Origin of the sequence: Marinobacter sp., from assembly GCF_041595835.1 — a bacterium.
GTDB lineage: Bacteria > Pseudomonadota > Gammaproteobacteria > Pseudomonadales > Oleiphilaceae > Marinobacter.
The window spans coordinates 67189-92688 of record NZ_JBFHJO010000004.1; the positions used below are offsets into that span (position 1 = coordinate 67189).

Genomic DNA, 25500 nt, shown 5'->3' on the forward strand with positions numbered 1-25500 from the left:
AACGCGAATCAATATCATTTATATTAATATAAGCCCATTCCTGATCGTCACCCGTTACTACTGGAGAAGCCTATGAATCACCACCCCCACCCGCTCACCCTGGCTATTCTTGCCTTATCAGCCCTACCCGCAGCACAAGCCGCCACCTCCAATCAACCAGAACTCAAAGAACTGGTCGTAACCGCCAAGGGCTATGAATCCGACACACTGGAAACCGCAAGTGCAACAGAGCAATTAGTCACTGACACTACCGCCGCCTCAAAAACCTCAGGCGACCTGTTTCGCGGCAAACCCGGACTGGCAGTTCAGGGTGACGGTGGTGCCTGGGGCGGTAACCCAGTCATTCGCGGTCTGAAAAAAGAAAGCGTGGTTATGCTGGTAGATGGCGTTCGCCTGAACTCCGCCCAGCCCCAAGGGGCTATTGCTTCCCTTGCGGACATGAGCCTGTTAGACACAGTGGAAGTTGTAAAAGGCCCAGCCTCGGTATTACACGGAACCGGAGCCATGGGTGGTGCCATCAACCTGCGCACTCCAGAGGCAACCTTCTCTGAACAGGCTGAAACCCACGGCCGCTTTTCCGGCAGTATGGGTACTGTTGACAGTAGCCTGGCCGGCGGGGCGCTTCTGGAACTTTCCAGTAAAAACCACGCTCTGGTATTGGGTGGGGCTGCCAAAGATGTAGATAACTATGAAACACCAGATGGTGACATTGAAAACAGCGGTTTCCGCTCCGAGTCCTTCCTGGCTAAATATGCATTCCGCGTGACGGATATGCAGAAAATATCACTGAACCTGCAACATCATGAAGACCTGGATGTCTGGTATCCGGGCTCTGCCAAATCCGGCCCGGGCGGTAACGGCACACTGACAATCCACTCACCCAGACAGACACGTACTCTTGCCGAGCTGGGCTACGAAGCAGGCATTGCCAGCGGCACCCTGAAAGTCAGCATCTACCGGCAGGAAGTAGATCGTGAAATCCGGGCCTGGTGGGACTTCAAAGAGCGAAATCAGGTATGGAATGACGTGAGCTTTCGCACCGACGGCTTTAAAACTCAATACCTCCTGCCTGTAGGCAATAATCACCTGGTGACCGTTGGCGCTGAAGGCTGGGAAATGACCGGCGATCCCGAGCGTTTCACCTATAATCCAGCAATGTCCGACAACGCAGTTGCCAACTCACCGTTTCGGGAAGGAGAGATCGAAAGCCGGGGCTTGTTCATTCAGGATGACATCATGGCCGGCAACTGGAACATCCAGCTCGGTGCCCGTTACGACAAAGTCACCGGCGACGCTCAGGTGGTGGGTAACGGCCTGGCGGCTATAACCGAAGGACTGAAGAACACTACCGAAACCCTGTCCTGGTCCGCCGGAGCTATTTATGCATTCAATGACATGCTCAACCCCTACCTCAATATAGGCACCGCCTACCGGGCACCGGATATGAGGGAGCGCTTTGAAGACGCTTCACGGGGCGATGGCTACTTTCACCAGGGAAACCCGCAACTGGATCCGGAAAAGTCCACCAGTGCCGAAGTTGGCCTGAAAGGTCGTGGCCGTCTGGGCCAGTATCAGGTTGCCGTCTTCTATACCCGGATTGATGACTTTATTGCTGGGCGTGTGACCGGACAGAGACATGCCCAGAACAACTTGCCCATCAAACAGACCGAAAACCTGGATGAGGTCACCATCTATGGTACCGAGGCCGGCTTCGCAATGCCTCTGGAGGCTTTGAGTAACCTGGCCCCGGCCATTGACCTGGATGGCAGCGTGACTTGGCTGAGGGGAGAGAACAAACAAGATGACGAACCCCTGTATCAGGTGCCTGCATCCGAACTTACTCTGGGCCTTGGACAACAAGGCCGCCCCGGCTTCAACTGGCACGGACAGGTACGTGCCGTAGCAAAGCAGGATCGCACCGCCGATATCTTTTCCAATGGCACTGAAAATGCCACTCCCGGTTATACGACTGTGGATATCGAACTGGGCTGGGATTTTGGTGCTATCGGCAGCCTGAGTGCATTGGAAGTCGCGATTGAAGGCAACAACCTACTGGACAAACGCTACCGGGAACACCTGACCGAAGGCGAGATTCTGTCCGCTGGACGTGGGTTGGTGGCGAAAGTCTCTGGCCGATTCTGAGCGTCAGAATGACCTTGAAGAGCCACTCCTGATAAAAGTTGTGGCTCAAGAAAGCCGGCAAGAGAGACCTAACCTACTCCCGTATATGAAGCGTTTCAAACAACGGCATGAGTGTTGTCTGTACCCGCTGTTTATCTTCTGTATTCACATATCCGGGACCCAGGGTACCGTTAAGCATCTGATCACTACGAGCCAGCTGCACGGCAAAGTGGCGCACGCCGCAGTACACCAGCCTCCGCCCTACAGCAATCACCTGTTCGGCCGACTGCAGCGCTCCATGCCAGGTTATCCGACACTCAAAATCCACTTCGGCTTCTTGCAGGGCTTTAATGGCAGCCCAACTTTCCGGCCCGGAGTAGCGGCTGGTGGTAATGAGTTCATAATCTGAGGGCAACGCTTTGATGTCCAGACCGACCCAATCCAGGTGCGGCAGCAGAGGCTGAAGAAGGGCCATGTGAGGTGCGCCCGTATGCAAGCCAGTGCGAAAGCCCAGAGCCCGGGTTTGCTGCAAGGCCGGTAGCAATGCCTTCTGAATGGTCGGTTCACCACCACTGAACACGACGGCCTGAAGTAACCCTCGACGCTTCAGAATATGTTGCCAGACCTGGCCCCAGGTAATGTTTTCACCCTGATCCCGCAACGGAATAAGGTGGGGATTGTGGCAATAGTGGCAACGCCAGGGGCAGCCCTGAAGAAACAGGGTTGCCGCCAGGTGTTGCGGATAATCAACGGTGGAGAAAGCGGCCATGCCGCCAATCACCAGGTTATCCGCATTCATATCAACGTTCCCGGAAGTGGGTGCGTTCACGATGTTCAGACTGTTTGCCTTTATTGAAGGCCGAGACCGGGCGGTGGTAGCCCATCACCCGGGTCCACACTTCACAGCGTTGACGCTGACTGTTCTCAACTAATTTTTGATTTTCCATGTTCTTCTCCTTTTGCTGTGCAGGAAATACCGGTTGCCGACTGTTGCTGCTGCCGGCAACCGGTTCTTTTGAAACCGGACATCACGCCCGGCACATTCATTCAGACCACTGCAGCTCTATCGGGCAGTGACTGCCCTGCCAGCAACAGCTCATCGCATTTCGGACAGAACTCGTGCTCCCCGTTCAGGTAGCCGTGCACCGGGCATATAGAAAAGGTTGGGGTAACAGTAATGTAGGGCAATCGATAATTCTCCAGCACCGTTTTCACAAACCGTGCACAGGTGGGAGCATCACTGATGCGCTCGCGCATATACAGGTGCAGTACCGTACCTCCGGTGTAACGAGTCTGCAGGTCATCCTGAAGATCCAGCGCTTCAAAAGGGTCGTCTGTGAAGCCCACGGGGAGCTGGCTGGAATTGGTATAGTAAGGTGCCTCAGTGGTACCAGCCTGAAGTATGCCGTCAAATCGTTTACGGTCTTCTTTGGCAAAGCGGTATGTGGTGCCCTCCGCCGGCGTTGCCTCCAGGTTATACAGGTGACCGGTTTCTTCCTGATACAGTTTCATCCGTTCCCGTACATGGTCCAGCAATTCCAAAGCAAAGTCCCTGCCCCAGCCTGTACTGATATTTTCCCGGTCACCGGTGAAATTGCGGATCATTTCGTTCAGCCCGTTCACCCCGATGGTTGAAAAATGGTTTCTCAAGGTGCCCAGATATCGCTTGGTATAGGGAAACAGACCATCGAGCATCAATTGTTCAATCAGTTGCCGTTTTATTTCCAGGCTATCCCTGGCTAAATCCATCAACTCATCCAGCCTGGCCATCAGTGCCGCTTTGTTTCCCGCATACAAATAGCCCAGCCGGGCGCAATTGACGGTCACCACCCCCAGGGAGCCAGTCTGCTCCGCTGAGCCAAACAGGCCATTGCCACGTTTAAGAAGCTCTCGCAAATCCAGCTGTAACCGGCAACACATAGACCGCACCATGTTTGGCTCAAGGTCCGAATTGAGGAAGTTCTGGAAATACGGTAAGCCATAACGGGCAGTCATCTCGAACAGACGCAGCGCGTTATTCGATGTCCAGTCAAAATCCCGGGTAATGTTGTAAGTGGGGATAGGAAAGGTAAACACCCGCCCCATGCTGTCACCAACCGTCATCACGTCAATGTAAGCCTGGTTAATCATGTCCATCTCTGCCTGCAGCTCTCCATAGCTGAAAGGCATTTCTTCCCCGGCAATCACCGGTATCTGATCACGCAGATCTTCCGGACAGACCCAGTCAAAAGTAATGTTGGTAAAGGGAGTCTGAGTACCCCAGCGGGAGGGTGCATTCAGGTTATAGACAAATTCCTGAATACACTGAAGGACAGCCTCGTAATCCAGCCTGTCTTTGCGGATAAACGGTGCCAGATAGGTGTCAAAAGAGCTGAAGGCCTGAGCACCGGCCCATTCATTCTGCAGAGTGCCCAAGAAGTTCACCATCTGTCCAATGGCGCTGGACAAGTGTCTTGGCGGCGCGGACTCCACCTTACCCGGCACACCATTGAGCCCTTCATGCAAAAGCGTACGTAACGACCAGCCAGCACAATAGCCACTGAGCATATCCAGGTCATGGATATGAAAATCGGCATTGCGGTGCGCCTGACCGATATCCGGGGGATAAACATCATTCAGCCAGTAATTGGCAATCACTTTACCTGCGGTATTCAGAATCAGCCCACCCAGGGAATAGCCCTGATTGGCATTGGCGTTCACCCGCCAGTCATGACGGTGCAGGTATTCCCGGACAGTACCGGAGATGTCCAGTAACGCGGCGTCAGCCGCAGGTAGGGGCATAGAATTGGCAGGCATGGTTGCTCCTGAAATCGCGTCGGCTTCAACACCATCGCGGTATCAGGAGATTGGGCACAGCACGGCTTTGCCTAACCAGCTGACCACCCTGAGCCGCGAAGGTGCAGTGAATCATATCTGGCAGGTCTTCGGACTCAGGGGCAATAAACCTTACGGTTCGGCCTTGCGAGGTGACTTCCCAGCTTGTGCCAGTGTCTTCATTCCTCGCTCGTTCCCCAATACCGCTGCGCGTCAGTTCCGGAGTCTCACCGGATTCCGCACCACAACATGTTGTGGATTACCAGAACAAAACCACTATATAAGGTAAAACAACGCAACTCAAGATATTATTCATTTTATCTGAATGTTTATATCTCACTCCAAATTGAGAATCAACGGAGTCACTATTGCGCCTCCTATCAGCAAGGTAACAAACAGGCACAGCGCCAGCACAAAGGGCCTCACACCAAGGCTACGCAAGCTCTCAATCCGGGTCTGAAAACCCAGGGCGGCCATTGCCATAGTCATGGCAACCTGAGCGATCACCACGAACCCATTCTGAACCCCTGCGGGCAACTGAAGCATGCTGTTTAAGCCAACCACCGCCAGAAAGCCAAAGGCAAACCAGGGAATCACCAGTTTATGCTTATCCGTTACCCCCTCGCCCTCCATCGCATGACCCTCTGCCGCCCGACGGCGGGACCAGATCTGACCAATCACCAGCAGGAATGGAACAAGCAGCATCACCCGCACCAGCTTTACAACGACGGCATTGGCCAGGGCATCCTGACCGACAGCGCCCCCAGCGGCGACAACTTGTGCCACTTCATGCACTGTAGACCCGATATAGGCACCGTATAATCCCTGTTCCCAGCCCATCATCGGATACATAATCGGGTATATAAACATTGCCAATGTGCCAAAAAGCACAACCGTTGCGACCGCCATAGAGGTTGCCGCCGGCCGTGACCGAATGGCACCTTCTGTCGCCAGTACCGCCGCCGCACCACAAATAGCACTGCCGGCACTGGTGAGGATGGCGGTGTCACGATCCAGTTTCAGCCAGCGCGTGCCCAACCAGTAACCGGCGGTGGTGATGGTGAGTACGACCAAAGCATCCAGCATCACCACTTGCAGCCCCAAAGCCAGCAGTTGTTGTACCGTCAAGGAAAAACCGAAGAGAACAATCCCCGTCCTCAGCAACCAGCGGGAAGAAAACCCGAGGCCGGCAGCTACCCCCTTCAGGCGCTTGCCAGCACTCAGATTGCCAAATGCCAGGCCTAACAAAAGAGTGAAAACCAGAGGTCCAAGTCCGGTCTTATGGACTGGAGGTAAAGCCGCCAGGCCGTAACCAGACAGCGTCAGAAACGCGCAAAGCACCAATCCCCTGAACATCCCCATCCCCTAACTTTTGAATATATAGATATTCTATAGCTTGCGAAGATATTTGATGAACAGATATTTAAAGTTTATTTAATCGATATTATCGATTAAATAAGGTGCAATCACGATATTCAGGTGCCCCCCGAAGACACTGTCAAACCTATTTATTCAGGCCCCACGAGATCCATACCCGGACGCCCATACCAATACCCATTGCAAGGAGGTGCTTCCACCAATCGCAGCGGGTCTGTGGCTGGTAGTTCACCCCGCCGCACCTGATCAAAGCGTTTGACGATTTCATCCATACCCTGATGTTCCGGACTCAGGCGCACGGTATTCACCCCCATTCGTTCCATATCAGGCAATTCACGCATCAGGTCATAACGGGAGCCAGACAGAGTAGAAATACCATTGATACGGAAGAGTTCCTGGCTTTCCCGGGAACGTAGCTCCATACCATCGGGGTGTTCGAGACAGCGAAATTCGCAGTTGTCCTTGGGCAGGTTGTAATGACGGGCAGTAAAACAGCGTGAGGACCACGCCAGTGGCAGAAATCCCCAGGAAAACACCTCTGCAGGCAAATCCAGCCCTTCAGCGTTCAACTCCCCGATCAGCTGCTCCAGAGTTGCCTTACCCAGTTCCACCGGCAGATTCCACCCCTGTAACCCCTGCTTTGCCAGGATTTTCAGGGTAGCCACGTTGTAGATATTCATGGATGGCCCCGTGATAAACGGGATATTGTTGCGGATGGCAACCTGCAGAGCGCTCTGGTCGTTGGCTTCAACCAGAAATTCATCCTGCTCACAGAATCTGCGCAGGCGCCGTAAGTCTGCTTCAGATTCAATCAACGTGAGAGTGGAAAGAACGACATTCTTGCCACAAGCTTTCAAATCCCGGGCCAGCTCCAGCCAGTCATCCGGTTTCAACTCACGCCGGCGGGAACACACTACCTCCCCCAGATAAATCGTGTCCACCGGCCATTCCGCGGCCTTGGCGTAAAAATCAAAAACGCTTTGTTTAGACCAGAACCACAGGATGGGCCCCAGAGATAATTTCATCATGGCTGAAGCCTCTTATTTCCACTTGCGATGGTAGGCGCCGATCGTGGTCAAGCCGCCTTCGGACAGGCCTGACAGCGTGTTGCGCCACTCAGGTTCAACCGTGAACAGTCCTGGGCGGGCCTTCAGACCATCCAGCGCCTGACGCCAGGTACGGGCAACATCAGCAATATAAGCCGGGCTGCGCTGGCGACCTTCTATTTTCACCGCACTGATACCCAACTCCTGCAGTTCCGGCAACAAATCCATGGTATTGAGGCTAACGGGTTCTTCGATGGCGTGGTACACACTGCCGCCTACCTCGAAGCGCCCCTTACACAACGTAGGGTAACCTGCAGACTCGCCGGGGCCATACCTGTCAATTAACACATCGTTCAATCGAGACTCGAGTCCTTGCGGTGTTTCCTGCCAGCGCACCGCTTTCGCCGGGGAACAGGCACCGCGAGTGTTAGGGGACTCATCAGTCAGGTAAGACGACAAATAGCACCGGCCTTCGGCCATGATACACAGACTGCCAAATGCAAATACTTCCAGCTCCACAGGACTGTGCCTGGCTACGCCACGCACCTGATCCAACGACAACACACGAGGAAGAACGGCACGACGGATATCAAAATTGTCCTTATAAAAAGAAAGCGCTTCATAACTGGTGGCAGAGCCCTGAACAGAGAGATGCCGAGGGATATCCGGATACTTGTTAGCAGCGTAATCCAGCAATCCCATATCAGCGAGGATAATGGCGTCGACACCCAGGCCTGCAGCGCGGTCAACCGCCGTCTTCCACTGTTCCCAGCCGTCAGGTTGCGGGTAAGTATTGATGGCGCAAAACACCCTGCTATTTTTTGAGTGAGCGTATTCAATACCTTCGCCGGCACGCTTGTCGTTGAAGTTCAAACCGGCGAACTGCCGGGCGTTGGTGCTATCCCGAAAGCCGAAATACACTGCATCCGCACCGTTATCCACAGCGGTTTTGAGAGCAGGCAGGCTACCGGCAGGGCAGACAAGTTCCATGGTTATCTCCACTGAAAAACTTGCCAGCACGATACCGCCGCCCCAACATGATCACCTTGACCTATATCAGCGGGTAAACAGGCGTCAGTAAAGATACGTACCTCATGTATTTATGATGAGGTAATCCCCGAATTCCAGTGACCAGCGACAACGAAACCGTTACTATTGTGCTGGCCACAGCTCACATATTTTGCACGTTTCCAACGGCCTGCTTTCTGGCCAAAAACTCAAAGCGACCTAACTCGATGCTGATGTGCCAAGCTTGAAACAATTAAAACGACACTTCGACAAAACACTCAAGAGATTTGACAGTCTTCCTCTGGGTGTCCGCTTCCTGCTGGCTTTCTCGCTACCTGTTCTTGCGGTGGTATGGATGTCTGTGCTCAATGGGTTAGAGCTCTACCAGACAGCCCAGAATCTTGAGCAACTGGAAAAACACACCCATCTGGCAGTTGATTCCGGGCTCCTGGTCGGCGCGATTCAGGACGAACGGGGGTTCAGCAGTATTTATCTTGAAAGTCATGGCACTTTATATGAGCCAGAACTTAAAGAGGCCAGAAAAACCACTGACCAAACGCTAGCCACACTGAAAACAGAGCTCTCGCAACTATCAAGCTCCGCACAACTATCTGATTTTGGCCGGAACCTTAATCGCAGGGCAGAAGCCCTGGCCGACCTGCCCGCCATTCGCCAGCGCATAGACTCGCAGAATATTTCGGGGGCTCAGACACGGATTTACTTCACCCGACATGTCAATGCTTTTAATGCTCAGATCAGCCACCTGGCTGAGCATACAGATCTGAACCAGATCGGTCGGCAACTGAGCATCTACTTCCTCCTCAACCGCCTGAAAGAACTGATCGGGCGTGAACGGGTCATCGTTTCAAACGCATTAATCAAACAGCAGCTGACAGAAGTGCAGGAGTATGAACTCATGCTCAGTTCTGGCCGCCAGCTCAGCGCCCAGATCATACTCAAAACCCAGACCAATCTGAGCGCAGACTTCCACTCGCTCCCAGTTGAGTCCAAGGCCACCAATTTTCGCAATCAACTGATTCAGGCAAAAAACAAAGAGCCATTACTTCAAAGCATGTCACTGGAAAACTGGGTCGCGCTTCAGTCGGAGAGGATCAACTCCGTACGGGCCATTGAAGCCCAGTTGGCAAGAGACATTATCCACGCCACATCGACCTTACGAGCTAAGGCTAACACCCAGCTTTTACGCTATCTCATTATTACACCGCTGGTATTGCTCGGCAGCCTGCTCTTTGCACACATGATTTTCAGGCACATCAGAACACGACTCCAGTTAACCGAAGCTGTTTTTGAGCATACCCATGACCGGGTAACCGTTACTAACAGCAAAGCGCAGATTATCGAAGTCAATCAGGCATTCACCGATATCACGGGCTACTCCCGGCGTGAAGCGCTGGGCCAGAACTCTCGGATATTGCACTCTGGCAAACAAGATGCCGCTTTTTACGAGAAGCTATGGCATCAACTGAAAACCAAGGGCTCCTGGCAGGGTGAAATCTGGAACCGGAGAAAAAACGGCGAGTTATACGCGGAACTGTCCACCATCAGCGCCGTAAAAAACCGTAAAGGAACAACCAAGTACTATATTGCAGTTGCCTCCGACATCACGGACAGAGCCCTAGAGCATCAAGAGCAACTTGAATTCAGGGCTTATCACGACCTCCTTACAGGATTGCCTAACCAGACCCTGCTCCGTGACCGCCTGGAACACACTCTGAGCCAATCATCGAAAAGAGGACGAGGTGTCGTAGTAGCCGCGCTGGATATTGATAATTTCAAGAAAATAAACGACAAACATGGCCATACTGTTGGCGACCAAGTGCTGGCACTCATTTCAAAGCGCTTACACAGTGTCTTGCGTGATGGCGATTCTCTCGCCCGCACGGGTGGCGATGAATTCCTCATGGTGCTCGAATCGATTAACGACCTGGCACAGGTAAAACCGATTTTTGAACGGCTGCAGCAGGAACTGTCCAAACCCATAGTTCTCGCCGGACAAGCCATTTCTACTGGCAGCAGTATCGGAGCCACTCACTTTCCAGAAGACAATTGCGATGCGGATGCACTCATCCGCCACGCCACACAGGCGTTGCATGAAGCCAAGTTAAGCGGGCGTGGCCGCCTGACCTGGTTTGATCCGGAAAACAACCGCAGCCAAAGCGCCCTTTCGCTTTTGCTGAAACAAATTGAGAATGCCATCTCCAAGAACGAACTAGTTCTGTATTTCCAACCCAAAGTAAATATGGTAACAGGTGAAGTGCTGGGCTTTGAGGCGTTGCTACGCTGGCAAGACCCCGTACGAGGGCTGATTCCACCCGGAGAATTTCTGCCCAGTATTGAGCAGCACCCAATCTCAATCAGTGTTGGCAACTGGGTGATTGAGTCTGCCATCTCTCAGATTGAGCGCTGGAAAGAGCAAGGCATCCACACCACCGTGAGCATCAACATCAGCTCCCTCCAATTGCTGGCCAACAGCTTCACAGACCAACTGGAGAAACAGATTCAGCGCCACCCAGGCTTCAACCCTCAACATCTGGATTTCGAGATTCTCGAAAGTGCAGCCATTAACGACATCCAACTTGCTGGCGATATCCTTTGTAAATGCAGAACGCTGGGTATTCGTTCATCACTGGATGATTTCGGAACTGGTTACGCATCACTGGATTATCTGAAACGCCTCCCGGCTGAAACCCTGAAAATTGACCAGTCCTTTGTTCGAGACATGCTTGATGACTCCGGCGATAAAGCTATTGTAAAGGGCATCATCGGGCTTGCGAGTGCATTCGATTTCGGCGTAATTGCTGAAGGCGTGGAAACAGAAGAGCAAGGGCGAGAGCTGATCAACCTGGGCTGCGTCAACGCTCAGGGCTTTGGTATTGGCCGTCCCATGCCGGCAGAGCAGGTTGGAGAATGGTTGGCGAGCTGGCAGCCGCCGGAAAGCTGGCGTAACAGCCAACGGGGCCCGGGAAGGCCCCATTAGCCGGCAACGTCAGATGATCCGGGAAAACCGCTGACTAGCGCCTTCTTTGCGATACAAGTCGAAGATCTGGCAAATAGCGCGAATCAACAACCGCCCGGCGGGCTGCACCTGCAGAACAGCGTTCGAATCAGCGATCAGCTCATCTTTTATCATCGGCTTGAGGCGCCCCAGCTCGTCAGCAAAATAACGATCAAAGTCTTCATTCCACAGATCTGCAAACTGCTTACGATCAAGCCGAAACTGGCAGATCAACTGACCAATCACCCAGCGGCGGATGCGGTCGTCCTGACTCAATCCCACACCACGAATAATCGCCAGCTGGCCAGCATCAATCGAGGCTTCCCAGGACGGTAGGTCATGGTTGTTCTGGAAGTAGGCATCATCGGTCTGACCAATCGCCGACACGCCCAGCGACACCAGGTCACAATCAGCGTGAGTGGTATAGCCCTGGAAGTTCCGGTGCAGGCGGCCCTCGCGCTGCGCTACTGCCAAACTGTCATCCGGCTTGGCGAAATGATCCATGCCGATATACTCGTAACCGGCTTCCAGCAGGCGATTGATGGTATTGTGCAGGATTGTCAGCTTCTGCTGGGGCGTCGGTAAAGTCTCAGCCAGAATCCGGGTTTGCGGATAGAAGCGATCAGGAAGGTGTGCATAACTAAACACCGACAGCCTGTCTGGAGACAGTTCGATAACCGATTCCAAAGTCTCCGCAAAGCTTTCCGGAGTCTGGTGCGGCAAGCCGTAAATCAAATCCAGGTTGATGGAGCGGAAGCCAAGGTGACGAGCCTCATTTAACACGCTTTCGGTCATCTCGCGGGGTTGTATACGGTTTACCGCTTTCTGCACTTCTGGATTGACGTCCTGAACGCCCAGACTGATTCGGTTAAAACCGAGGTCCCAGAGAGTAGACAGAGTATCCTCGTCCACTTCCCGGGGATCGATCTCTACACTGTAGTCCCGGTCTTCTCCAGTCTGCAGGTTGAACAGATCACCATAGCCATCCATCAGATGCTTCATCACATCTTTCGGCAGGAAGGTTGGAGTGCCTCCACCCCAGTGCAACTGTTTTACCGGCCGGTCCGCACCAAACAGATTCGACTGCATGGCCGCTTCCTTTAATAGCCTCTCCACATAGGGCATAGCCTTGTCACGCTTTTTGGTAATCACCTTGTTACAGGCGCAGTAATAACAAAGGTGCGCGCAGAACGGCAGGTGCGTATAGAGAGAAACCGGCCCACCGGCAGCTTTGCTGCGGCCAGCGGCTTTCACCATGTCTTCAGTGGAATAGTCCGGAGTAAACTCCACCGCTGTCGGATAAGACGTGTACCGTGGGCCACTCAGGTCATAGCGGCGAATAAGAGCCTCATCCCAGATAAAAGCGGGGAGGTTACTTTCTGCGGAGGTATTTGAAGCCATAGTTGAAACTCTAACGTCAGGAAAAAACTGGAAGGTGGTTATTATGCCCCACCAGCCCCGCGCATCTATTGATACGGATCATCAGAGTGTATCACCTCAATCTCCCGGCCACCCTTGTGCTCATGGTGTAGCCTGAATACCTCTTAGGGATAAATTTTTATCCTCGTCTTCCGTCACCTGTTCAAGCCCCGGTAAGATCAGAACAGCGCAACATGCGTTAACAGCCACATATTCAACCGTAGCCCGACGCATCGGCCAGTGGCTACCCGAGCCTTTAGAGACCAGAATAATCAGATCCGCACCAAGATTGGCCGCTAATGCCACCAATCTTTCACCCGGCGTTCCCGCCACCACATGCAGACTGGCGCTATACTGCATGGGTAGATATTTACGCACCAGCAAGCTCAGCCGGTCTCGCACTTCACTTTCCCGGTCATCAGGAGCTTCTGCAGTTACATGAGGGAAGAATCCTGCATCACCTGGATTGTAGACGGTAGCCAGGTGCAGTTCACCGCCGTCGCTTAACAACCGGACCCCCTCTTCCAGGGCCCGTTTGCCTTCGCCATCGTCTTCGCAATCTATGGCTAACAATATTTTATTGAACATTCTGTCCCTCCGGCTTCTGTACGGTAACGGCTTCTACCTGTGGGAAGGCGCGCCCCTGAACAAGTTCATTAACGGTATACCCCTGACGGTCGGCTCTTAAAGCCCTGAACAGCGCCACGGCCATGAAAATCAGCAGAATGCAAAACGGCAGACCCAGGGATGTAATGACGTTCTGCAGAGCATCCAGCCCGCCCGCTAACAGAAGGGTAGCTGCTATAACACCTTGCGCTACTGCCCAGAAGATACGCTGACGTACCAGAGACGGTTGATCGTCCCGCCGGGTCAGCATATCGATTACCAGGGAGGCTGAATCAGAGGAAGTGGTAAAAAAAACCACGATAATGGCCACACTCAACGCGGATGCCACGCCGGAAAAAGGCAAAGCCTCCAGAAAGGCGAAAATAGCCACCGAAGGATCCTGTCGCACCTGCTCCGCCAGCGCGATTTCACCACTCATCTCGACATTAATAGCGGATAAGCCGAAGACTCCGAACCACACCAGAGTGAAGGCCGTAGGGGCAAACAGAACACCGGCAACAAATTCACGAATGGTTCGCCCCCGGGAAATCCGGGCGATGAAGATCCCCACGTATGGTGCCCAGGAAATTGTCCACGCCCAATAGAACAGGGTCCACTGGCGCTGCCAGTCCGTATCCTTGTAGGTTTCAGTCCAGAATGCCAGCCACGGCAAGGCATCGAGATAGTCCCCCACGCTCTGCACCATCCCCTCAGCAATAAACACCGTGGGGCCCGCAATGAGTACGAATACAAGCAGAGCCATGGCTAACAGGATATTGAGCTGAGACAGCCGGCGCACACCCTTGTCCAGCCCCAGGGCCACCGATGTCGCGGCGATGCTGGTAATGATTGCAATCAACACCACCTGAACCAGACCAGAGGACGGCGTGCCAAACAGATAATTCAGACCACTGTTCAGCTGCAGCGTCCCCAGTCCAAGGGAGGTCGCCACACCGAACAGAGTACCAAGCACGGCAATAACATCCACCGCCCAGCCCCAGGGCCCGAACACGCGGTCCCCAAGGATCGGATAGAACAGGCTACTGATGCGCATGGGCAAGTTATGCCGATAGGCGAAGTAACCAATGGCCAGGCCCGGTAAGGCAAAAATGGTCCAGGTGTGCAGGCCAAAATGATAGAGCGCGATGGTCATAGCATCGCTGGCGGCCTGTTCAGAGCCAGCCTGAACACCGTCAAAGGGCGGGTTGGAAAAATGCGATATGGGTTCCGCCACCCCCCAGAACATCAGAATGGTGCCGATGCCTGCAGCGAACAGCATAGTAAACCAGGTAAGGTTGGAATAATCGGGCCGGCTATCGTCAGCCCCCAGACGAATATTGCCATAGCGGCTCACAGCCAGCCCAAGCAGGAAGACCAGCAGGGCGCTGACCGCAAGTATATAGAACCACCCAAGGTTGCTGGCTACCCAGCCAGTCAGCAGCCCAAAGCTGTTTGCAACAGCTTCATCAAACGGAACCGCCAGGGCAACAAACAAGGCTGCGACCCCGGCCGACGTGAAAAACACTCCCGGTATGGTCTGCAATCCCAACCGACGTTGCAGCCGCTCCAGCACATGAACCTCCGTTTCTTGTGAAAAAATCTCCGAAAGGCCTTACGCTACCACATGCACCGATCCGTTGTGAGACGAACCAGAACATTACCCGGGCAGCTACAGAGGCAACTGAACGTGAAAATCGGAGAACTGGCAAACATCACGGACATTCCCGTGGAAACCATTCGGTACTACGAAAAAATCGGCTTACTCACTGCCCCGGATCGTAGCACCAACGGTTACCGGACTTATCGTAACTCGCACCTGAACCGCCTTTTGTTCATCAAACGCTGCCGCAGCCTTGATATGGCTCAGGATGAAATACGCGAACTGATCCGGCTTTCAGAAACTCCGGAAGCTGATTGTCAGGAAGTAAATGTCCTTCTGGCCCGCCACCTGAACCACGTGCGTGAGCGCCTGAAAGAGCTGACTGTTCTCGAGGAGAACCTGCAACAACTGCAAAAAGCCTGTTCAGATGCCGGCACGGTACAGGAGTGCGGCATTCTTGACGGACTCAACACAGAAATAAAGGATCTGAAATCCAGGAACAGCAGCCAGGAAAATCACGTTCCGGGCACCCACCGGCCAGGTAAAACCTGAGGTACCACTAAAACCTCTCATCGAGTGTTGACCCTGTAGTAACTAGAGGGTTTCTAATACAGACAGACTCGTATTGGAGGTGTTTATGGCATGCAGTTGCTCTGGCCCCGAGCCGCAATCCCCGGCTCCGGGTTTTCGTCGCGCACTCTGGATAGCATTGTGGGTAAACCTGGCCATGTTTTTCGTGGAGGGCATCGCCAGTCTGCAATCTGGCTCTGTGTCGCTGATGGCTGATGCCATCGACTTCTTTGGCGACAGTGCCAACTATATTCTGTCCCTCACCGTTCTATCCATGGGGATGCTCTGGCGCGGCCGTGCTGCTCTGGTCAAAGGTATCACCATGGCCATTTTTGGCTTGGTGGTATGGGCGCGGGCTGTCTGGGTACTGGAGGCCGGTATCACCCCGGAACCTCTGACCATGGGCTCCGTCGGGCTGTTGGCGCTGGTAGCCAATGTCGGCGTTGCCATGACTCTGTTCAGATTTCGCGAAGGGGACTCCGACATGCGCTCCGTGTGGTTATGTAGCCGTAACGATGCCATCAGCAACATGGCCGTTATGGTGGCGGCCTTAGGGGTATTTGGCACTGGGACGGCCTGGCCGGATCTGATCGTTGCAGCCATTATGGGAACGCTCGCCATTACCGCAGGTATCAGCATTGTGCGTCATGCCCGTAAAGACATTGCAGAGGCTCACGCCTGCGCGTTGAAACCTGAAATCACGATGTCACGCGGCCACTAAAGAACCAGCGAAACCATTACCGGAATGAAGCCAAGCGCAAACAGTGTACTCAGTAAGGTTGTGCCCGCAGCCTGCCGGGGTGACGCATCCAGCAGGGTGGCGATCACCACGGTATTGGCTGCAATCGGGGTGATCGAAATCAGGAAAATAGCCTGGTGAACCGCCAGATCATAGATCCCCAGTACGTTGGCGTCGAGCCACCAGACCCCCAGAGCCAACAGGGGCCAGGACACAAACTTTCCGAAAAATGCCAGCCCGGTGAACACCGGGTTTCCGGCGAGGCCCCTGAAACTCAGAATACTCATCCCGATAATCATCATGCCCAGAATGCTGTATGCACCTCGCAGGTTTTCAAACAGAGGTAAGAACGGCTCAGGAATGCCAACATCAGACAGGTTCAGCACCACCGCCAGCAGGAAGGCGTACACCGAGGGCAGTCTGGCTACCCGAATCAGCGCATCCCGAACGCTGTATTTCCCTCGCGCCGCCAGATAAAAACCAACCGAGTTTTCAAACAAAGTGGTGCCCAACATACAAACAATGTAGATCGCCAGTCCCTGCTCTCCGAACAGCAGCAACGCCACAGGAATACCAAAATATCCGGTATTCCCTGTACCCACCGTCAAAGGGATGACCGCCTCACTGCCATCGGACAATAGCTTTCGCGCCAAGAGCATATGCAGTAAGGCAATGAGGGAGCAAAAACCCAATACCAGAAATGGCAGGAGAATCACCTCCGTAGACAGAGGTGCCGACATCACCCCCGAAAACACCACAGACGGCGTCACGATGTACAACATCATGCCCGCAATATGCTTTCCGCTAACCTCCAGGTAACGCCCTGCGAGCCATCCAAGAACGACCGTCACATAAAGGGGTAGAAGCTTTATAAACAGAGCCAACGCAGCGGCCATGGTGTCTCCGTAGGTCAATACAGGCGAATACTACAGGCGAGGCAGTCTACCACCTACCTATCAAGAGGTAACTCCCCGGCGCAATAGAGAAACCCCGGGGCTTCTTTGATAATGATCAATAGCATTATGAATACATCTTTATATCCTAGTGCCGCAGTCAGGTATTTGAAATAACCAAGGAGAGAGACCAATGGCCGAGCGCTTTACCAAAAGCATGGCCAGGAACATATATCTGGGAGGAAGTGCATTCTTCATCCTGCTGTTCCTGGCCCTGACTTTTGACACACAGCTTCGGGCTATGCCCGAACGGGATAACCGCGACCAGATCACCGAACAGGTGATTCATGGCAAACACATCTGGGAGACCAACAACTGTGTAGGTTGCCACTCCCTGATGGGTGAGGGAGCCTACTTCGCTCCGGAACTGGCCAACGTGTTTAACCGCCGAGGCGCGAGTGACACAGAAGTCTTCAAGGCCTATATGAAAGCCTGGATGAACGCTATGCCAACAAACATTCCCGGCCGTCGTCAAATGCCAGACTTCAACCTTAGCGATGAAGACATAGAGGCACTATCTGCGTTCCTGGAATGGACGTCTAAGATAGACGACAACAACTGGCCGCCCAACATCGAAGGCTGAGGGAGCAGATATGAAATACGAATCTCAACGGGTAGCAATGCCCTACTTCATCTTTGCCCTGATCCTGTTTGCCGGCCAGATTCTGTTCGGCCTGATTCTGGGCCTCCAATACGTGGTGGGTGATTTCCTGTTTCCGGAAATTCCTTTCAACGTTGCGCGGATGGTTCACACCAATCTGCTGATTGTCTGGCTGCTGTTCGGTTTTATGGGCGCAACCTACTACATGGTTCCTGAGGAGTCTCAAACTGAACTTCACAGCCCCTTGCTGGCCTGGATTCTTTTCTGGGTCTTCGCTGCTGCAGGCACCCTGACCATTCTGGGTTACCTGTTCGTTGACTACGCGACCCTGGCGGACGTCACGCTGAACAGACTATTACCCACCATGGGGCGGGAGTTCCTTGAACAACCCACAATTACCAAGATCGGCATAGCCGTTGTGGTCGTCGCGTTCCTGTACAACATTGCCATGACAGCCCTGAAAGGCCGCAAGACCGTGGTCAATATTGTGCTGATCACCGGTCTTGTTGGCCTGGCAGTACTGTGGCTGTTCTCCTTCTACAACCCCAGCAACCTGACGACTGACAAGTACTTCTGGTGGTTTGTCGTACATCTGTGGGTTGAAGGCGTCTGGGAACTGATTATGGGGGCCATCCTGGCCTATGTTCTGATTAAACTCACCGGTGTAGACCGCGAAGTGATCGAGAAATGGCTGTACCTGATCATCGCCATGGCGCTGATCTCCGGCATCATCGGTACCGGTCACCACTTTTTCTTCATTGGGCCGCCTGAGTACTGGCTGTGGCTGGGTTCGGTGTTCTCTGCAATCGAGCCTCTGCCGTTCTTCATGATGGTGGTATTCGCCTTCAACATGATCAACCGTCGGCGTCGAAACCACCCGAATAAGGCTGCCACTCTGTGGGCCATGGGCACTACCGTAATGGCGTTCCTGGGTGCTGGCGTGTGGGGTTTCCTGCATACTCTGGCTCCGGTGAACTACTACACCCACGGTAGCCAGATCACAGCAGCTCACGGACACATGGCGTTCTACGGAGCCTATGTAATGATCGTGCTGACCATCATTTCCTACGCTATGCCGATCATGCGTGGCCGTCCTTACGGCAACAGCAATACTGCGCAAATTGTAGAAATGTGGGGTTTCTGGCTGATGACCATTTCCATGGTGTTCATCACACTGTTCCTGACCGGTGCAGGCGTACTGCAGGTTTGGCTGCAACGTATACCGGAAAGCGGTAGTGCGATGTCGTTCATGGCTGGCCAGGATCAGATCGCCATCTTCTACTGGATGCGGCTCGTCGCTGGCTGCTTCTTCATGGCGGGCCTGGCGGTGTACTTCGGCAGCTTCTTCATCAAGGGCCAGGCAGGCCCTGCCGAAGAAGTCCGTGGTCCCGCTAACGCCGAGTCCTGATAAGACATAACCGCCGGGGCTTTTGGGCCCCGGCACTTACTTCAACCCTGGACAACCTCCGTGCATGCGCAGACCGTCAACCCGAAAGACACACTCCAGCAGAAGCGTCTGATTACCCGGGCCGCCTTTTTTCTGCTCTTTCTGCTTGCGCCTGTACTCAATATTTTCCGTTACGACCTGACTGAAACCCACTTTGTACTGTTTGGGTTCCCGCTTTCCTTCAATCTGCACCTGGACTGGGTGGCCCAAAGTACACCAACCGAAGTCGCCGGACAGGTTCTCTTCTGGTTCATTCTGCCGATTATGGTTCTGGTGCCTTTAGTCCTATGGATCGCATTTAAATGGGGCCGGCTGTACTGCGGTTGGCTGTGCCCGCATTTTTCTGTTGTGGAAACCATCAACAGCCTGATGACCAGAGTCACCGGCCGTCCTACCCTGTGGGAAGCCCTGAATAAAGGCAACACTGGCAGAGCCATTCACTGGGCAGGCCTGGCACTGATTTGTGTACTTATCGGTTTTTCATGGGCACTGGCACTGCTGTCTTATCTGTTACCCCCCATTCCTCTGTATACCGACCTGATCAGAGGCCAGATCAGCCTGTACCCCGCGATTTTTCTTACCGTGGCCACCGCCGCCTTCACGCTTGATTTTCTATTCGCCCGGCACTTGTTCTGCAAGTATGGCTGCGCCGTTGGGCTGGTTCAGAGTATTGCCTGGATGGCCAATGGCAAAGGCCGTGTAGTGACATTCGATACCCGTCGCGCAGCTGCATGCCGTGACTGCACCAAAGCCTGTGACGAAGCCTGCCCCATGCGGCTGCCCACCCGCAGCCACAAACGAGCCAAATTCTCCTGCACTCAATGCCTGCAGTGCATCAGCGCTTGTCGAGAAGTGCAAAAAGACAACCCGGAAGGCTCCCTCTTAACCTGGGAGCCCGGAATACCCGGAAAACAAACGGTATTGATCCCGGTGCGACAGGTTAAGGCCAAATCCCGCCAACACCGCACCTGAATTAAGGAGTCGATATGGAAGAGTGGGTCGGATTAAAGTGGCACGACTACGTCACCCGCCAGGCCATGGGCGAATTCCCGGAATACGCCGTACACCTGAAGGACGAAGCCCGCACTCTGGGCGTGCTGTTTCGAGCCATGGGCGGTGACCCGGCCTTGAGCCTGGTAACAGCCGAACCCAGGCACTTTCAGATTCGCCGCAAATTCCTGCAAAAACTCGCGGGCACACACCGCAAGTTCGAACTGGCATGGCGTGATGACGAAAGCCTTCGATTACCGGACCAGCTGGCCCTTTTCCCATCAAAAAAATTAAACCGTGAGCTTTATCTTTGGCTCGCGGCTCTGGCGTCTCTGGGCGAAATCAGCAACTACAGTTGGCTCAAAGGCAATCAGGCTATGGTGCAAAAGCTACTGGCCCGCTGGCCCGGTCTTGAGCCCATGTACCAGCGATTGGTCAAACATACCCTGCAGTGGCGCCCGACACCTGAAAGCCTGCCCGGCAAGGAAGGCAAGCGTGAAGCCGCCATTCGCCAGGCCCTGATTCACCCGGGGAGTGTTGATGACCTTCCCGAAGCACTCACCGACCCCTGGCCCGTGGTGCTTTGGCTCTACCCTGTTCTGGGCCGGGGCAAAGTAGCCGGGGAAATTCTGGGCGACGACAACACTCAGTCCAAATCTGGCGGTCTGGCCAAAAAGCGCAAACGCCGCCGCGCTGAGAGAGTGGATGCCTTCGACAAAGATCAGGGAATCATGCTGTTCCGGCTGGAAAACCTGTTTACCTGGTCGGAATTTATCCCTGTCGACAGGGCTGGTGACGACAGCGACGAAGATGACGCCGATGCCGTGGCTGAAGATATGGATATGATCTCTGTGTCCAAAGATCGCCGTGAAGCTTCGTCTGCGATCAAATTTGACCTGGATTTACCCTCAGAGGAAAACGACGACCTGTATCTTGGCCCGGGCATTCATCTCCCGGAATGGGACTGGCGACGCCAGGCTTTTCGGGAAAAGTTCTGTTGCCTGCAGCCTATGCTCAGCAAAGAAGCCATACCATCACCGCTGCCAGAACACTTACAACGCTCGGCCCATACCCTGCGCCGACAATTCAGTGCCCTCAAGCCATTACGACAATGGGAGCGCCGGCAGCTGGAGGGCGAAGAGCTGGATCTTGATGCCTGCCTGGAACGCACGGTTCAGTACCGTCGAGGTATTGGCGAGGTGGATCAGAAGCTATTCCGCCAATGCAAGAAGAACCAACGAGATCTGGCCTGCCTGGTGTTAACCGACATTTCGCTGTCTACCGACACCTATATCAACAACAACCTGCGGGTCATCGACGTTGCCAGAGATGGCCTGCAACTTCTGAGCGAAGCTCTGACTGCCAGCCGGGACCCCTTTGCCATCTTTGCCTTTTCATCCCGGCGCCGGGACCATATACGCTTTCATCACATCAAGGCTTTCGACGAACCATACAACGACACGACCAGAGGTCGTATCCAGGCGCTGGAGCCGGGCTACTACACCCGCATGGGAGCCGCCATCCGGCAGTCAATCAAGCTGCTCCAAGGCCGGCCCGAGCACCAGAAAATCCTGCTGTTGCTGACCGATGGCAAGCCCAATGATCTGGACCTGTATGAAGGCAGGTACGGGGTGGAAGACACCCGCATGGCCGTACTGGAAGCTCACAAAGCCGGCCTGACGCCGTTTTGCGTGACCATCGACGAAGAAGCCAATGAATACCTGCCGTATGTCTTCGGCAGTTCCAGCTTCGTGGTAATCAAAGACCCCACGCAACTACCTGCCCAGCTACCCAAGCTTTATCTGAATCTGACACGTTAACGGAGTATATAACCATGGCAGATGTTCTGACCGGACGTATGCGGCACTTACCGGGCGATATCGCCGTCTGGTTCTTTATTTTCGCGGAACTGGCCGTGTTCGGCATAATGTTCATCGGTTTCGGCGTTGCCCGAAGCATGGACCCAGCTACCTTCACTGCCGGGCGCGCAGCACTTCACCCCTGGACCGGTCTGATTAACACCATCGGCTTGATTACCGCCAGCTATCTGGTCGCGCTGGCAGTACACCGCCTTCGTGATTACAGGGCAGGCACCTCCGGGCTTTTGTGGGGTGCCATAGCAGCCTCGTCCATCTACACCTTCGGTAAGATCTGGGAATACGCTCAGTTATATTCCGAAGGCTACAACCTCGGTACCGACACGTTCTTCATGTTCTATTTCTTTCTAACGTTCTTCCACTTTATGCACGTGGTACTCGGTCAGGTTGTTCTCGCCGTGTTGGCAGTGAAAGTGAAGAAAGGCGAATACACCGGAAAAGACATGAACGGCATGGAATCCGGAGCCTCGTACTGGCATATGGTTGATCTGGTGTGGCTGGTGTTGTTCCCGATGCTCTACGTTCTGGCTTAAGGAGGCAGGTTGATGTTAGCGGTTTATATCACGTTAATGCTTTGCACTATGGGGCCGGTTGTGGCTATGCAGGCGGGTGTTGATCCCGGGATTTTGGTTTGGATGGTGTTTGGTTTAGTGTTGGTGAAGGCGGTGCTGTTGGTGGATCACTTTATGGAGATGAAGCATTCTCCTTGGGGCTGGAGGCTGGCTTCTCAGGGGTGGGCTATTGTTATGGTTGCGGTGCTGGCTGGGATTCATCTAGCGAGTTGATCTTTTGGAGTTAGGCAGGAGCGGGGTAGTCGATCCAAAAACCGCTCCTTCGGCACGTCCTTGTGACGCTTCTGCTCCGCCATCCATGGCTGCGCACATTTTTGGATCGACTACCCCACTCCCGCCCTCTGGGCCTTTAAGTTGGGATCAGCAAAATCACAATAGCCGCCGAGGGAAATACGGCGGTTTATTGCCAATAGCCTGAGCAAGGGCGATCATGCCCCACAGCACGAACGATGTGTGCAGAACGATGGCCCACACAATCGCGAACGTCCAGAAGTTACCGGTATTGCCGAACATAAACCACGAAATTCCCACGCCCGAACCAATCAAAAGAGCTCCGAGAATGGACATATAAACCGCGGCCTTGCTATGGGCTCGCCTTAACGGACTGGCATCGCCAGATTTCATGGCAAGGGTGAGAAGTACCACAAAACCGATAACAGGTAATGCCAGTAAATTGAGCAGATACCAGATAACCGGGGTTATCGGCCCCGGGGCCTCACGCTTCCGGCTGCCCGAATAAGGCATACACCACCTCCATTAACGCATCAATAGTCACCGCATCATCGGACAGCGGCTCGATCATTCCGGCTCTGCAGGCCTCGACAGGCGACATACCCGATTGCATCAGGTAGGCCGCATGAATCAGCAACCGCGTTGATGCAGCTTCTTCTAAATCGTGATCCTTGAGTTTCCGCAAGGATGTAGCCAGGTCGACTAGTTGCCTAGCCAAGGATTCATCGCAACCGGATTCTTTCTGAACAATCACTTGCTCCACTTCAGGCTCCGGATAGTCAAAGCTCATGGAAACAAACCGCTGCCGGGTGCTGGGTTTCATGCCTTTCAGCAAGCTCTGATAACCCGGGTTATAAGACACCACCAACATAAAACCGGGGGCGGCCTTCAGCAGTTCGCCCGTGCGTTCGACCGGCAACTCACGGCGGTCGTCCGCCAATGGGTGCAATACAACGGTGGTATCTTTTCGGGCTTCTACCACCTCATCAAGATAGCAGATTGCGCCCTCTCTGACGGCCCGGGTCAGAGGTCCGTCTTGCCAGTACGTGCCTTCCGGGCCGATCAGGTGGCGCCCTACAAGGTCGGAAGCCGTAAGATCATCATGGCAGGCAACGGTATAAACCGGGCGCCCCAGCTGTTCAGCCATGTACCGCACAAAACGGGTTTTACCGCATCCTGTCGGGCCTTTGATCAGAACGGGAAGACCGTTATCGGACGCAGCACGGAACAGCTCTACTTCGTTGCCTGCTGGCTGGTAAAACGTCATTGATTTGCTTCCTTCTGTTGACTGGATTCAGGTGCAAGTGATCGGTTAAAGCCCCAACTCATGGGCCCGGCTGGTAAAGAATATGCCGGAAGGCTTCTGGGCTGACAGCGTAGCAACCTCTTCCAGAGTACGAGTGCTGTATACGGTAATCCTGTTGCTGTCCCGAGACGACACCCAAACCTCCTCTCCGCGAGGCGTAAATTCCATGTGCAACACGGATTTACCAGGCTCCAGAGTTCGAATAATTTCACGGGTCTGGGAGTCAATCACCTGAACAACATTATTCTTTGGATGGGCAAAGCTGACCCATATCTGGCGATTGTCCGGGCTCGCCATAACAAAAACAGGCTGCCCCTGAACCGGAATCCGCTGCTCCATGGTCCAATCGTCCATATTCGCGACCAATACTTCATGACGGCCAACGGCAGGTACAAAGGCGTAGCCATCAGCAATCGCCCAGCCTTCCAGGTGCGGCATTTTATATACCGGCAGACGTTGTTCGCCTTTACCGTAGTCTGGAAGAATCGTCCTGACGCCCTTTCCCGGATGCCACAGGTCCATCATTGAAAGGCCATCTTCACCAAACAGGCCCGCAATGTAGTAGCGGCCATCCGGAGTAATCAGTGCATCATATGGCTCTTTGCCAGCATCAAAACGCGCCACTTCAGGCGGAGTAGTTATCATGTCCACCGTCCAGATTTCGCCGGCATCAAACAGGCTGAACACAAACTGGTTACCAGGAGCATCCACAAGGCCAACGGTTTTTGACTGGTCAGGCTCACCGATATCATTCACATAAGTTGCCGGCAACGTCAGTACAGGTTCAAGAGTGTCACTGTCGAATACGTTCACGCCACCGGGCTCATAGTTAGACACTGCGACATAACGGCCGTCCTGAGAGATAGCTCCGCCAATGCTATTACCAGACTGAATCACCCGGTTCACAATACTCCGGGTCAGTAAGTCCACCTTGGTCAGGCCACCATCTCGTCCGAACACGTAGCCATAACGGGCATCCCGGGAATAAACCACAGAGGCATGGGACAAGTCACCAAGGCCTTCCACCCGACCCAGGACTTCGCGCCCGGAATGATCAATCACCAGTACAGAACCAGTGGCCCGTTCGATAATCAGCCCAAGATCACCGGTACCCCGTAGCTCCGGCCCTTGTGACAGTAACGCCTGACAACCGGACAACAGGGCCGCAGCGATCATCGCAACAAACAGGGAAGTCAGCTTTTTCATG

22 protein-coding genes, 1 pseudogene and 1 riboswitch are annotated in these 25500 nt (G+C 53.9%); of the genes and pseudogenes, 10 read left to right on the forward strand and 13 right to left on the reverse strand.

The annotated features are described in order from the left end of the window. The first annotated feature begins 72 nt into the window (after positions 1 to 72). The gene (locus ABYA77_RS03000) at positions 73 to 2142 is read left to right on the forward strand and encodes a TonB-dependent receptor plug domain-containing protein (RefSeq protein WP_372964462.1); all 2070 of its coding nucleotides are present in this window, start codon (positions 73 to 75) and stop codon (positions 2140 to 2142) included. Positions 2143 to 2215: 73 nt separating this feature from the next. Here the strand turns inward: ABYA77_RS03000 and ABYA77_RS03005 are convergent, their stop codons facing one another. The 6 genes and pseudogenes from ABYA77_RS03005 to ABYA77_RS03030 all read right to left on the reverse strand — a co-directional run bounded on the left by ABYA77_RS03005 (position 2216) and on the right by ABYA77_RS03030 (position 8348). Then, complete coding sequence (locus ABYA77_RS03005) at positions 2216 to 2920, reverse strand: anaerobic ribonucleoside-triphosphate reductase activating protein (RefSeq protein WP_372964463.1); 705 nt, start codon at positions 2918 to 2920, stop codon at positions 2216 to 2218. A gap of 1 nt (position 2921) precedes the next feature. After that, on the reverse strand, positions 2922 to 3068 hold the full coding sequence (gene nrdD / locus ABYA77_RS03010) for an anaerobic ribonucleoside-triphosphate reductase (RefSeq protein WP_372964464.1): 147 nt from the start codon (positions 3066 to 3068) through the stop codon (positions 2922 to 2924). Positions 3069 to 3168: 100 nt separating this feature from the next. Further along, positions 3169 to 4875 (reverse strand): annotated as a pseudogene (locus ABYA77_RS03015) (ribonucleoside triphosphate reductase); the annotation flags it as partial. 143 nt (positions 4876 to 5018) lie between these two features. Continuing rightward, positions 5019 to 5217: riboswitch (cobalamin riboswitch) on the reverse strand. 54 nt (positions 5218 to 5271) lie between these two features. Beyond that, positions 5272 to 6291: a YeiH family protein gene (locus ABYA77_RS03020; protein ID WP_372964465.1), complete on the reverse strand. Its 1020-nt coding sequence runs from the start codon at positions 6289 to 6291 to the stop codon at positions 5272 to 5274. Positions 6292 to 6443: 152 nt separating this feature from the next. Further along, complete coding sequence (locus tag ABYA77_RS03025) at positions 6444 to 7340, reverse strand: U32 family peptidase (protein WP_372964466.1); 897 nt, start codon at positions 7338 to 7340, stop codon at positions 6444 to 6446. 12 nt (positions 7341 to 7352) lie between these two features. Next, entirely contained in the window at positions 7353 to 8348 is a 996-nt protein-coding gene (locus ABYA77_RS03030; protein WP_372964467.1) for a peptidase U32 family protein, read from the reverse strand. Between the two features lie 262 nt (positions 8349 to 8610). On the opposite strand from ABYA77_RS03030, the gene ABYA77_RS03035 reads away from it, so the two are divergent. Further along, the gene (locus tag ABYA77_RS03035; protein WP_372964468.1) at positions 8611 to 11364 is read left to right on the forward strand and encodes an EAL domain-containing protein; all 2754 of its coding nucleotides are present in this window, start codon (positions 8611 to 8613) and stop codon (positions 11362 to 11364) included. Positions 11365 to 11373: 9 nt separating this feature from the next. On the opposite strand, the gene hemN is transcribed toward ABYA77_RS03035, so the two are convergent. The 3 genes from hemN to ABYA77_RS03050 all read right to left on the reverse strand — a co-directional run bounded on the left by hemN (position 11374) and on the right by ABYA77_RS03050 (position 14980). After that, the gene (gene hemN, locus ABYA77_RS03040) at positions 11374 to 12783 is read right to left on the reverse strand and encodes an oxygen-independent coproporphyrinogen III oxidase (protein WP_372964469.1); all 1410 of its coding nucleotides are present in this window, start codon (positions 12781 to 12783) and stop codon (positions 11374 to 11376) included. 120 nt (positions 12784 to 12903) lie between these two features. Next, positions 12904 to 13389, reverse strand: coding sequence for a universal stress protein (locus ABYA77_RS03045; RefSeq protein ID WP_372964470.1), 486 nt, complete (start codon positions 13387 to 13389; stop codon positions 12904 to 12906). Next, a complete protein-coding gene (locus ABYA77_RS03050; protein ID WP_372964471.1) occupies positions 13379 to 14980 on the reverse strand; it encodes a BCCT family transporter in 1602 nt (533 codons plus the stop codon). The genes ABYA77_RS03045 and ABYA77_RS03050 overlap by 11 nt, the downstream gene beginning before the upstream one ends. A 114-nt stretch (positions 14981 to 15094) precedes the next feature. Here ABYA77_RS03050 and cadR point away from each other — a divergent pair, with 114 nt between their 5' ends. Both cadR and ABYA77_RS03060 read left to right on the forward strand, forming a co-directional pair. Then, the gene (gene cadR, locus ABYA77_RS03055; RefSeq protein WP_372964472.1) at positions 15095 to 15559 is read left to right on the forward strand and encodes a Cd(II)/Pb(II)-responsive transcriptional regulator; all 465 of its coding nucleotides are present in this window, start codon (positions 15095 to 15097) and stop codon (positions 15557 to 15559) included. Between the two features lie 85 nt (positions 15560 to 15644). Then, the gene (locus tag ABYA77_RS03060; RefSeq protein ID WP_372964473.1) at positions 15645 to 16298 is read left to right on the forward strand and encodes a cation transporter; all 654 of its coding nucleotides are present in this window, start codon (positions 15645 to 15647) and stop codon (positions 16296 to 16298) included. On the opposite strand, the gene ABYA77_RS03065 is transcribed toward ABYA77_RS03060, so the two are convergent. Next, positions 16295 to 17212 carry an AEC family transporter gene (locus ABYA77_RS03065; RefSeq protein WP_372964474.1) on the reverse strand — a complete coding sequence of 306 codons (918 nt, stop codon included), beginning with the start codon at positions 17210 to 17212 and terminating at the stop codon, positions 16295 to 16297. The two genes, ABYA77_RS03060 and ABYA77_RS03065, sit on opposite strands and share 4 nt — an antisense overlap. 190 nt (positions 17213 to 17402) lie before the next feature. Between ABYA77_RS03065 and ABYA77_RS03070 the strand changes: the two genes are divergently transcribed. Genes ABYA77_RS03070 through ABYA77_RS03095 form a run of 6 tightly spaced genes read left to right on the forward strand, consistent with a single transcriptional unit; the run spans position 17403 to position 22969 of the window. Beyond that, on the forward strand, positions 17403 to 17852 hold the full coding sequence (locus ABYA77_RS03070) for a cytochrome c (protein WP_372964475.1): 450 nt from the start codon (positions 17403 to 17405) through the stop codon (positions 17850 to 17852). A gap of 10 nt (positions 17853 to 17862) precedes the next feature. After that, complete coding sequence (locus tag ABYA77_RS03075; protein ID WP_372964476.1) at positions 17863 to 19278, forward strand: cbb3-type cytochrome c oxidase subunit I; 1416 nt, start codon at positions 17863 to 17865, stop codon at positions 19276 to 19278. A 60-nt stretch (positions 19279 to 19338) separates the two neighbouring features. After that, complete coding sequence (locus ABYA77_RS03080) at positions 19339 to 20289, forward strand: 4Fe-4S binding protein (RefSeq protein WP_372964477.1); 951 nt, start codon at positions 19339 to 19341, stop codon at positions 20287 to 20289. Positions 20290 to 20303: 14 nt separating this feature from the next. Continuing rightward, positions 20304 to 22127 (forward strand): nitric oxide reductase activation protein NorD, encoded by a 1824-nt coding sequence (locus tag ABYA77_RS03085; protein ID WP_372964478.1) that lies wholly within the window; start codon positions 20304 to 20306, stop codon positions 22125 to 22127. Positions 22128 to 22141: 14 nt separating this feature from the next. Beyond that, on the forward strand, positions 22142 to 22717 hold the full coding sequence (locus ABYA77_RS03090; protein ID WP_372964479.1) for a cytochrome c oxidase subunit 3: 576 nt from the start codon (positions 22142 to 22144) through the stop codon (positions 22715 to 22717). Between the two features lie 12 nt (positions 22718 to 22729). After that, complete coding sequence (locus ABYA77_RS03095; protein ID WP_372964480.1) at positions 22730 to 22969, forward strand: cytochrome C oxidase subunit IV family protein; 240 nt, start codon at positions 22730 to 22732, stop codon at positions 22967 to 22969. Between the two features lie 156 nt (positions 22970 to 23125). Here ABYA77_RS03095 and ABYA77_RS03100 read toward each other — a convergent pair whose 3' ends face one another. The 3 genes from ABYA77_RS03100 to ABYA77_RS03110 are packed head-to-tail and all read right to left on the reverse strand — an operon-like array spanning position 23126 to position 25499. Next, positions 23126 to 23500 carry a hypothetical protein gene (locus ABYA77_RS03100; RefSeq protein WP_372964481.1) on the reverse strand — a complete coding sequence of 125 codons (375 nt, stop codon included), beginning with the start codon at positions 23498 to 23500 and terminating at the stop codon, positions 23126 to 23128. Beyond that, a complete protein-coding gene (locus ABYA77_RS03105; protein WP_372964482.1) occupies positions 23472 to 24254 on the reverse strand; it encodes a CbbQ/NirQ/NorQ/GpvN family protein in 783 nt (260 codons plus the stop codon). The genes ABYA77_RS03100 and ABYA77_RS03105 overlap by 29 nt, the downstream gene beginning before the upstream one ends. Positions 24255 to 24299: 45 nt before the next feature. Beyond that, entirely contained in the window at positions 24300 to 25499 is a 1200-nt protein-coding gene (locus ABYA77_RS03110) for a cytochrome D1 domain-containing protein (RefSeq protein WP_372964483.1), read from the reverse strand. Position 25500 lies beyond the last annotated feature (1 nt).

Excerpts from the sequence above, each read along its gene's own strand:
- ABYA77_RS03070 (WP_372964475.1), top strand. The coding sequence starts at position 17,403 with ATGGCCGAGCGCTTTACCAAAAGCATGGCCAGGAACATATATCTGGGA.
- ABYA77_RS03110 (WP_372964483.1), bottom strand. The coding sequence starts at position 25,499 with ATGAAAAAGCTGACTTCCCTGTTTGTTGCGATGATCGCTGCGGCCCTG.
- nrdD (WP_372964464.1), bottom strand. The coding sequence starts at position 3,068 with ATGGAAAATCAAAAATTAGTTGAGAACAGTCAGCGTCAACGCTGTGAA.
- ABYA77_RS03045 (WP_372964470.1), bottom strand. The coding sequence starts at position 13,389 with ATGTTCAATAAAATATTGTTAGCCATAGATTGCGAAGACGATGGCGAA.
- ABYA77_RS03005 (WP_372964463.1), bottom strand. The coding sequence starts at position 2,920 with ATGAATGCGGATAACCTGGTGATTGGCGGCATGGCCGCTTTCTCCACC.
- ABYA77_RS03020 (WP_372964465.1), bottom strand. The coding sequence starts at position 6,291 with ATGTTCAGGGGATTGGTGCTTTGCGCGTTTCTGACGCTGTCTGGTTAC.
- ABYA77_RS03060 (WP_372964473.1), top strand. The coding sequence starts at position 15,645 with ATGGCATGCAGTTGCTCTGGCCCCGAGCCGCAATCCCCGGCTCCGGGT.
- ABYA77_RS03065 (WP_372964474.1), bottom strand. The coding sequence starts at position 17,212 with ATGGCCGCTGCGTTGGCTCTGTTTATAAAGCTTCTACCCCTTTATGTG.
- ABYA77_RS03075 (WP_372964476.1), top strand. The coding sequence starts at position 17,863 with ATGAAATACGAATCTCAACGGGTAGCAATGCCCTACTTCATCTTTGCC.
- ABYA77_RS03100 (WP_372964481.1), bottom strand. The coding sequence starts at position 23,500 with ATGCCTTATTCGGGCAGCCGGAAGCGTGAGGCCCCGGGGCCGATAACC.
- ABYA77_RS03030 (WP_372964467.1), bottom strand. The coding sequence starts at position 8,348 with ATGGAACTTGTCTGCCCTGCCGGTAGCCTGCCTGCTCTCAAAACCGCT.
- ABYA77_RS03095 (WP_372964480.1), top strand. The coding sequence starts at position 22,730 with ATGTTAGCGGTTTATATCACGTTAATGCTTTGCACTATGGGGCCGGTT.
- ABYA77_RS03085 (WP_372964478.1), top strand. The coding sequence starts at position 20,304 with ATGGAAGAGTGGGTCGGATTAAAGTGGCACGACTACGTCACCCGCCAG.
- ABYA77_RS03105 (WP_372964482.1), bottom strand. The coding sequence starts at position 24,254 with ATGACGTTTTACCAGCCAGCAGGCAACGAAGTAGAGCTGTTCCGTGCT.
- ABYA77_RS03000 (WP_372964462.1), top strand. The coding sequence starts at position 73 with ATGAATCACCACCCCCACCCGCTCACCCTGGCTATTCTTGCCTTATCA.
- ABYA77_RS03090 (WP_372964479.1), top strand. The coding sequence starts at position 22,142 with ATGGCAGATGTTCTGACCGGACGTATGCGGCACTTACCGGGCGATATC.
- ABYA77_RS03025 (WP_372964466.1), bottom strand. The coding sequence starts at position 7,340 with ATGATGAAATTATCTCTGGGGCCCATCCTGTGGTTCTGGTCTAAACAA.
- hemN (WP_372964469.1), bottom strand. The coding sequence starts at position 12,783 with ATGGCTTCAAATACCTCCGCAGAAAGTAACCTCCCCGCTTTTATCTGG.